The sequence below is a fragment of the Pantoea sp. CTOTU50773 genome, assembly GCF_032082325.1.
In the GTDB taxonomy this organism is placed as follows: domain Bacteria; phylum Pseudomonadota; class Gammaproteobacteria; order Enterobacterales; family Enterobacteriaceae; genus Pantoea; species Pantoea communis.
The window spans coordinates 1-8,661 of sequence record NZ_DAMDQC010000181.1; the positions used below are offsets into that span (position 1 = coordinate 1).

Below are 8,661 nucleotides of genomic sequence, written 5' to 3' on the forward strand. Positions count from 1 at the left end.
GGGCTGGCAGGGTTGGCGTATTGCTGAGAGGAAATGTAGCACGTGAAGCGAGGCACGATTGGGTGAATAACTGGGCGATTTGCGGGTATTTTGCGCAAAGATTGGGTTAGGATTGCGGGATATGAAATTGATTCGGATAAAAGGATTTCGGACAAATTTCGGGAAACTTGGTTGAAGAGTAAATTATAATCATAATCAATTACATAAAAAAAGACCCAATACGATTCCTGTATCGGGTCCAGGGAAATGGCTCTTTGAGAGCCGTGCGCTAAAAGTTGGCATTTTTGAAGGCGAGTTCGCCTTGCCATTTAAAGGTAGTCCAAGGGTGATTATTTTCCAGCCAACCGTCACGATGCGGTCAGGAAGCTGCCAACTCTGTGATCGTGCTGACACATCGGGAAAGCAAGCGTAGCGGCAAAACTGTGCGCTACGCCCGAATTTTTGCAGGGACTACTTACCGCACAGCTGTTGCGCGCGATCGACGATCGGTTGCAGGCTCATCTTCTGGCCCGGATGTGCTTTGTCTTCCGCCACGATGGTATCGATGGATTGCTGAGTGCCTTTACCCGCGTCAGCGCGTGCATGCGCTTTATCATTCAGCGGATATTGCAGCAAGGTGCTCGGATTGATGGCAAACAGCGCGCCGTCTTTCTCGCAGGTCAGCATCACCTCTTCGCGGGTGAATGGCCATTTGTCTTTGCCAATTTCAAAGCGGCTGACGGTAATAATCTGCGCGGCCATCGCCTGGCTGCACAGTGCCATCAGAATGCAGGCTGGAATCAATTTCTTCAGCAAAATATCGACCTCATTTTTCATTTATCACAATTCAGGCCGGAGACAGCGTAGCAAACACGCTGACCAATCCGACAACAACAATGGCCAGCAGCAGCTCAAGCTGCGTCAGGCGAATAAACTGCTGCGGCGCGTGACTACCCGCGACGCGAAAACCTGGCACCAGAACATAGCGATTGATCAGCGCAATGCCCACCATCATCATCACCAGCATCACTTTGACCACCAGCATCGCACTCCACAGCGTGGTGCCCCAATTGAGCGGTGTGCCGCCTATCAGCAGGCTGTTGATCAGCCCGGTGAGCAAAGCCAGTGCGACAGCCAGATGACCGTAACGCGAAAAGCGCATCATGCAGCGAATCGCATCGGTGCGATACGTAATCTGACGGGCTTCACGCATTAGCAATAACAGGGGCAGTAAGCCGCCAGTCCAGAACGCGGCGGCAATCAAGTGCAGCGCGTGATTGATCTGCTGCAGCAAGCCGGGTAAACCATCGCGCATCGCGGCGTGCCCGACGCCTGCCAGCGCCGCCAACTGCAACAGACCACTTATCAGCAAGAGCTGTTGGCGCAGTGTGCCACGCAGCAGCAAGGCCAGCGTGCTCAGCAGTGCGAACCCCAGTTCCCAACACCACACCGCGCCAAAGCGCGTCGCTAAAACCGCCTGCCAGGTTTCCAGGTCACCAACATTGTGCCAGTCACCGCTCATCAAACCGGTTTGCGTGGCGAGCATTAACACCGCACTGAGCAGACTCAATAGCGCTGTCGTGACTAAAATTTTGTGCAAACGTTGCGCCAGCACCGGGCGATAACGCCGCGGTGCCAGCAGAGCCGTATAGAACGCGCTGCCAGCCAGCAATAGCACCGCAATAAAATGCAGGGCGCGCAGGACGATCCACAACGTACTCAGAACCATGGATTACTTCACGCTAAACGCGTAACTTCCCTTGGTTTTGTGACCATCTACCGACAACACATGCCAGTTCACCTGGTAGTTGCCAGATGGCAGCGGTTTGCTGATCGGCACGATCAACTGATCATGCTGCTTGTCGTTGAGTTTGGCTTTTTCCACGGCCATCGGCTGATTCTGCGCATTGAGCACTTCAACACCGCTGAAGGCAGGCTCAACATCTTCAGTGAAGGTCAGCGTCAGATTTTGTGGCGAGCTGTCGATCACCGCTTTATCGGCGGGAACCGGCGTTTTCAGGTGAGCATGTGCCAGTGCAAACTGACTGAAGACCAACGTGGATGACGCCAGCAACAGCGCCACAACCGGGTTTAACGCAGTTTTCTTCATCACTTCTTCCCTTTGCCATGCGGCGCTCTGCCGCAAACGTGGCAGCAGGATACGCCGCTGGCAAAGACGTGTCGAGACTTGCGGTGCGATCCAATTTCCTTGATCCGTAAAGGGGAAACCATTACTTTTGCCCCTGTTTATCAGGAGAAATGCATGAGCCAAAACCTTGCCCTGTTGTCGCAGGAAGAGAAAGACAAAGTCAATGTCGATCTGGCCGCCGCAGGCGTGGCCTTTAAAGAGCGCTACAACATGCCCGTGATCGCGGAAATGGTCGAGCGCGAGCAGCCGGAAGCGCTGCGCGAGTGGTTCCGTCAGCGTTTGATGAGCTATCGCCAGGCATCGCTCAGCCTCTCTCGCCTGCCCTACGAACCCAAACAGAAGTAATTAACCTATGTTACGCGTTATCGATACCGAAACCTGTGGCCTGCAAGGCGGCGTGGTCGAAGTCGCGTCAGTGGATGTGATCGACGGACAGATCGTCAATCCGATGAGCGATTTGATTTGCCCGGACCGCCCTATCAGCCGTCAGGCGATGGCGGTGCATCGCATTACGGAAGCAATGGTCGCCGATAAGCCGACCATTGAAGAAGCGATTGGTCGCTATCATGGCAGCCCGCATTATGTGGCGCACAATGCCAGTTTTGATCGTCGTATGTTGCCGATCATGCCCGGTGAATGGATCTGCACCATGACGCTGGCGCGCCAGCTGTGGCCGGGCATTAAGTACGGAAACCAGGCACTGCGTCACAGCCTGAAGCTTGACGTTACGCCACCTGCTGAACTGCATGCGCACCGTGCGTTGTATGACTGCTATGTCACCGCTGCGCTGCTGATCCGCATCATGGAGACCTCCGGCTGGAGCGTCAGTGATATGGTCGGCCGCTGTCAGCCCGCAGAAGTCAGCGGCGATGTGTTCCCGTTTGGTAAATATCGCGGGCAAAGCATTGGCAGCATTGCGCGTAAAGATCCCGGCTACTTACGCTGGGTGCTGGAGAATGTGCGCGATTTGCGCCCACCGTTACGGCAGGCGCTGCGCAAGTACGTGAAAGTCGATCAATAATCGACGCGGTCTGGCAAGCTGCCCTGCGCCAGACCGATCAGGAAAGTAAACTCCTGCGCTACCCCTTCATAGGCTTTAAAACGCCCTGATTTACCACCGTGACCGGAATCCATCTCGGTACACAGCAGCAGCAGTGTATCGTTGGTTTTCAGCTCACGCAGTTTTGCTACCCACTTCGCCGGTTCCCAATACTGCACCTGGGAATCGTGCAATCCTGTCGTCACTAACAGATGCGGGTAGGCTTTCGCTTCGATGTTGTCATACGGGCTGTACTGGCGAATGATGTGGTAAAACTCTTCTTGCTCCGGGTTGCCCCACTCGTCATATTCGCCGGTGGTTAGTGGGATCGACGGGTCCAGCATGGTCGTCACCACATCGACAAACGGCACTTGCGCCACAACACCGTGGAACAGTTCGGGGGCAAGGTTCATCACACCGCCCATCAACAAGCCGCCCGCACTGCCGCCCATCGCATACAGCTGCTGCGGATTGCCGTAGCCTTTCGCCACCAGCGCCTGCGTCACATCAATGAAGTCGGTGAAGCTATTCATCTTATTCTTCAGGCGACCATCGTCATACCACTGCTGCCCCAGTTCGCCACCGCCGCGCACATGGATAATGGCGTAAACAAAACCGCGTTCCAGCAAGCTAATGCGACTGGTGCCGAAACTGGCGTCCATGCTACTGCCGTAGGCACCATAGCCGTAAGCCAGCAGTGGATTACTGCCTGGTTTGAAATGCTTGCGGTGATAGACCAGCGACACCGGCACTTCAGTGCCATCACGCACGGTGATCCAGTGGTGTTCGCTTTTGTAGTCGTCTGAGTTGAAGCCCGGCACCGGCGTCTGTTTCAACACCCGGCGATCGCCCGTCTCCATATTGAGCTCAAACAACGTGGTTGGCGTGGTCATGGATGAGTAGCCATAACGTAACGTGTCACTTTCCGGCGAAGGATTGTAGGCCAGCCAGGTGACGTAAGCCGGATCGTCAAAGGCGATCCCGATGCTTTCACCGCTTTCCCAGTTGATCTGACGCAGCGTGTTGACGCCGCGCTGGCGCTCTTCCACCACTAGCCAGTGGCGGAACAGTTGGAAATCCTCCAGCACCACGTTATCGCGTGCCGGAATCAACGCCTGCCAGCGGTTCTCGGCCAGCCATGCGCTGCGATACAGGCCAAAGTTTTTGCCGTCGCGATTCGAGCGAATATAGAACTGGTGATTGTAGTGATCGATGCTGTATTCGTGATCGCGACGACGTGGACAGAATACCTGCGGCTGCGCATCCGGATACTCGGCATCAATCAGCTGGATCTCACTGGTGGTGGTGCTGTACATCGCAATCAGGATGAAGTGCTCGGAGGTGGTTTTGTGCACGCTGAGATGGAAGCTCTCATCCTGCTCTTCATACACCAGCTGATCGTCTGATTGCGGATGACCTAACTCATGGCGCCACACCTGATAGGCGAGCAGCGTTTTCGGATGCTTACGCACGTAGTACAGCGTGCGCGAATCATTGGCCCACGCCACGCTGGAAGAAGCATTGCTTAGCACTTCCGGATACCAACTGCCACTCTCCAGGTTACGGAAACGGATGCCATACTGGCGGCGCGACAGAAAATCTTCCGCCAGCGCCATCACCTGGTTGTCGGGTGAGATCGCCAGTGCGCCCATGGTGTAGAAATCACTGTGAGAAGCTCGTTGATTACCGTCGATCAGCAATTGCCAGGGTTCATTCTCTGGTGCGCTAATCGGCTGACGAAAATAGAGCGGATACTCGTTCCCCACCTCATAGCGACTTTGATAGCGATAACCGTTTTTTACGTAGGGGACGGAGTGGTCCTGCGGTGGAATGCGGTCGACAATCTCTTTTAATACCCGTTCCTGCAAAGGATCTTGCGACGCCATCATCGCTTTACCGTACGCATTCTCGGCGTGCAGATGTGCCAGAATTTCTGGGTTTTCACGCTCGTCATCGCGCAGCCAATAGTAGTTATCGGTGCGCGATTCGCCGTGCAGATTCATGACGTGGGGGATTTTTTTCGCTTGTGGCTGATGCATTCTGGCTCCTTTCCCTGAAAGACAACATTCAGCAAGCGTGGCACTTATCACGCGGGAAGCCAAGCAGCAGCGCACAGGAAGTGTAACGAAAGGAGCGCTTTTTCATGCGCCCCCTCGTCAAGGGTGGTTAACGCAACAAATTAGCTGGAAAATCAGCGGGCAATTCACTGGCCGCACAGGCGATGACCTCATCATTATCGGCACCACAATCTCGCACCAGTGTGATGGTGGCAAATTCGTCGATCACTTCAGTGGGATAAGCTGGACCCGCTTCGCGATAACGATTCATTTCGTTGAGATGTTCATTCTGGAAGCAAACCGTTTGCTGCGGGTTGTTCATCACCCAGCGGGGGAAGAAGATCGTACCGTGAAATAATCTGTCTCCCAGATTCGCGATCAAACTGACGTCAGTGCCGGTGGGTTCAGTCCAGGAAACTTTGTAGACCTCTTGCGCGACTCGCACAATATAGGCGCGCTGGTCCTTAACCCAACGATTACCCACCATCCCGCTATGAATACGATAATCAACGGTGCTGGCATTTTTAATATACAGCTCATAGTTCCAGCCATTGTCATAGGTATAGATCAGGTGTTTGCCAACAAATCCAGCCAAATCATTTTTATCGAAGGTACTCATAATGTGTTCTCCTTTGGTTTGAAGCCAGATTACGCCTTCACTTACCTGATGAATAACGCTATTTTTCGATAAAATTCATTCAAAATTTAGATGATATGCATAAATCAACGTTGGAACAGTGGAGCTTGTTAAATGAGGTGGTGCTGCGCGGCAGTTTCGCCAGCGCGGCTGAGTCGACACATCGCAGCCAGTCTTCGGTAAGCTATAACCTCGCCATGCTGCAAGAACGCCTTGAAGTCACCTTGCTGGAGACCAAAGGAAGGCGCACCGTGCTGACGCCTGCAGGCGAAAAGCTTCTGGCGCAGGTCAGGCCACTGTTGAAAGCTTTCTACGCGCTGGAAAGCACCGCCAGCGCTATGCGCAACGGAGAGCGCAGCCGCATCGAACTGATGGTGGATAGCATCTTGCCGCGCGAGCATTTGTTCAGTGTGCTGAGTGAATTCCAGCGTCTCTATCCAGGTACGCAGGTTAACGTCACCGAGGTGTTGGAAACGCAGATACCGGATAACAGCCAGGCGGATGTAATGGTATTGAGCCAGCGCCAGCCCGGGACAGGCCGGGGCGAATGGATGATGAATGTGGATTTCGTGGCTGTTGCGCACCATCAGCATGCGTTACATCAATTGAATGGTGCGGTTAGTGCTGAGCAGTTAGCGGAATATCCGCTGATCCGCATTGCCGATCATCAGCATTTTAGCGTACTGCAGGAGCACCATCAGGGAGAGATCTGGGCTTGTTCCACCATCGAGGCCGCAATTGAGGCGGTAATGCATCAGGTTGGTTATGGTTGGTTACCGGAGACCCGTATTCAGTCCGCCCTGGCGGCAGGAACATTGAAGATGCTGCCGCTGCAACAGGGCGTTCGTCGCGTAACAGCGCTGCATTTACTGATCAATAACGAGATCATTGTTATTGATGCACAGTTGCAAACACTGCTCGATCTGATGCGCAATAAAGCCTGGATATGATCCAGGCTTCAGCATCATTACGCCGCTTTCTCCGCCTGAATATCGCGCTGAATGCCGTCGCGCACATCTTGTGGGATCTTCAGGGCATCACCCAGTGCAGAGAGATAGCTGCGCTCCATAAAGTGATCCACATCGATGGCGGCACAACTGAGGAAGTACAGTTCCAGCGCCTCTTCTTCGTTTTTCACATCGGCCGCCAGCCACTGTGGATCGAGTGGACGGTTCATCGCCTGCTGGATCAGCGTTTCCGCCTGTGAACCATAACCCGCCTGATGGATATTCTGCTCAATAGCGGCACGTTCGCGATCGTCAATATGACCATCGCTTTTGGCGGCGAACACTAACGCCGTCACCAAACGTTCAGCGCGCTGATCCACAGGTGTCTGCAACTGACCAAATTCCGGCTCATCCTGGTGCGTTTCACGCACACGCTGTTTGTATTTGTTCCATAGCACGGCGCCCGCTGCCGCACCGCCGCCGACCAGCAAGGCTTTGCCGCCATATTTGGTCAACAGGCTTCGTGTAGACTTGCTGGCCACCAGCAATCCCGCTAAACCACCCAGCGCGCCGGGTGCCAGCATATCGCTCAAACCACCGGCTTTGCCGTCGCCGCCCTTCTTCGCCAGCACCGACTGGATTTGCTGCAACCAATTGCTCATCGTTTAACTCCTGTTTAAGTTTCCGCGTTCCATGCTGCCGTAGCGAGTGTCAGGTAACGTCAGAGCGGGAAAAGTATGGCAAACCTGATGAAGGCGAATGCGTGAGTACGCAAACGTTTTCGTATATACTGCGCGCGCATTTTGACTGCTAAGGTGAAATTATGACGACTCTCGGAACCGCGCTGCGCCCTGCCGCAACGCGTGTGATGCTGTTAGGTTCAGGCGAATTGGGCAAAGAAGTGGCGCTGGAGTGTCAGCGTCTGGGTGTGGAAGTGATTGCCGTGGATCGTTATGCCGATGCCCCTGCGATGCACGTTGCACACCGTAGCCATGTGATCAATATGCTGGACGGTGATGCGCTGGCTGCGTTAATTGCGCTGGAGAAGCCGCACTTTGTGGTGCCAGAAATTGAAGCTATTGCCACTGAAAAACTGCTGGAACTGGAAGCACAAGGCCAGAAAGTGGTACCTACCGCGCGTGCTGCGCGCCTGACCATGAACCGCGAAGGTATCCGCCGTCTGGCGGCAGAAGAGTTGTCGTTACCGACTTCAACCTATCAGTTCGCTGACAGCAAAGAGAATTTCGTCGCAGCCGCCAATGAAATTGGTTTTCCGTGCATCGTTAAACCAGTAATGAGCTCATCGGGCAAAGGTCAGAGTTTCATCCGCGAAGCGAGCCAGCTGGATAAAGCCTGGGATTACGCGCAGCAAGGCGGACGTGCCGGTGCCGGTCGCGTGATCGTCGAAGGTGTGGTGAAATTTGATTTCGAAATCACCCTGCTGACCATCAGCGCAGTGGATGGCATCCATTTCTGCGCGCCGATTGGTCATCGTCAGGAAGATGGCGATTATCGTGAATCCTGGCAGCCACAGCAGATGACCGACCTGGCTCTGCAGCGTGCACAAGATATCGCCGCAAAAGTGGTGAAAGCATTAGGTGGATATGGTCTGTTTGGCGTTGAGCTGTTTGTCTGCGGTGATGAGGTGGTGTTTAGCGAAGTCTCGCCAAGCCCACACGATACCGGCATGGTGACGCTGATTTCTCAGGATCTGTCCGAGTTTGCTCTGCATGTGCGCGCGTTCCTCGGCTTGCCAATCGGTGGCATTCGCCAGTATGGCACGGCGGCTTCGGCGGTGATTCTGCCACAGCTGGCTAGCAACAATGTGCAGTTCGTGAACATCGAAGCGGCAT

Annotated in this window: 10 protein-coding genes; 4 read left to right on the plus strand and 6 right to left on the minus strand. The window is 54.3% G+C overall.

The features are described from left to right. Positions 1 to 450 precede the first annotated feature (450 nt). From RT340_RS20120 to copC, 3 genes are read right to left on the minus strand one after another with little or no spacing between them, the layout of a single operon-like run. Positions 451 to 798 (minus strand): YebY family protein, encoded by a 348-nt coding sequence (locus RT340_RS20120; protein ID WP_045833103.1) that lies wholly within the window; start codon positions 796 to 798, stop codon positions 451 to 453. Between the two features lie 28 nt (positions 799 to 826). Beyond that, a complete protein-coding gene (copD, locus tag RT340_RS20125) occupies positions 827 to 1,708 on the minus strand; it encodes a copper homeostasis membrane protein CopD (protein WP_097116866.1) in 882 nt (293 codons plus the stop codon). 3 nt (positions 1,709 to 1,711) lie between these two features. Then, the gene (gene copC / locus RT340_RS20130) at positions 1,712 to 2,089 is read right to left on the minus strand and encodes a copper homeostasis periplasmic binding protein CopC (RefSeq protein WP_211728419.1); all 378 of its coding nucleotides are present in this window, start codon (positions 2,087 to 2,089) and stop codon (positions 1,712 to 1,714) included. A gap of 153 nt (positions 2,090 to 2,242) precedes the next feature. On the opposite strand from copC, the gene RT340_RS20135 reads away from it, so the two are divergent. Next, complete coding sequence (locus RT340_RS20135; protein WP_034828680.1) at positions 2,243 to 2,473, plus strand: DNA polymerase III subunit theta; 231 nt, start codon at positions 2,243 to 2,245, stop codon at positions 2,471 to 2,473. Between the two features lie 7 nt (positions 2,474 to 2,480). Next, a complete protein-coding gene (exoX, locus tag RT340_RS20140) occupies positions 2,481 to 3,149 on the plus strand; it encodes an exodeoxyribonuclease X (RefSeq protein ID WP_038646533.1) in 669 nt (222 codons plus the stop codon). Here exoX and RT340_RS20145 read toward each other — a convergent pair. After that, positions 3,143 to 5,206: a prolyl oligopeptidase family serine peptidase gene (locus tag RT340_RS20145; RefSeq protein ID WP_313377573.1), complete on the minus strand. Its 2,064-nt coding sequence runs from the start codon at positions 5,204 to 5,206 to the stop codon at positions 3,143 to 3,145. The two genes, exoX and RT340_RS20145, sit on opposite strands and share 7 nt — an antisense overlap. A 127-nt stretch (positions 5,207 to 5,333) precedes the next feature. Next, the gene (locus tag RT340_RS20150) at positions 5,334 to 5,846 is read right to left on the minus strand and encodes a phenolic acid decarboxylase (protein WP_176505730.1); all 513 of its coding nucleotides are present in this window, start codon (positions 5,844 to 5,846) and stop codon (positions 5,334 to 5,336) included. A gap of 92 nt (positions 5,847 to 5,938) precedes the next feature. Here RT340_RS20150 and RT340_RS20155 point away from each other — a divergent pair, with 92 nt between their 5' ends. Continuing rightward, on the plus strand, positions 5,939 to 6,811 hold the full coding sequence (locus RT340_RS20155; protein WP_211728417.1) for a LysR family transcriptional regulator: 873 nt from the start codon (positions 5,939 to 5,941) through the stop codon (positions 6,809 to 6,811). A 17-nt stretch (positions 6,812 to 6,828) separates the two neighbouring features. On the opposite strand, the gene RT340_RS20160 is transcribed toward RT340_RS20155, so the two are convergent. Beyond that, positions 6,829 to 7,470, minus strand: coding sequence for a tellurite resistance TerB family protein (locus tag RT340_RS20160; RefSeq protein WP_058960179.1), 642 nt, complete (start codon positions 7,468 to 7,470; stop codon positions 6,829 to 6,831). Positions 7,471 to 7,631: 161 nt separating this feature from the next. On the opposite strand from RT340_RS20160, the gene purT reads away from it, so the two are divergent. After that, positions 7,632 to 8,661 (plus strand): formate-dependent phosphoribosylglycinamide formyltransferase (purT, locus tag RT340_RS20165; protein ID WP_313377574.1); only part of this gene is annotated, 1,030 nt, incomplete at its 3' end.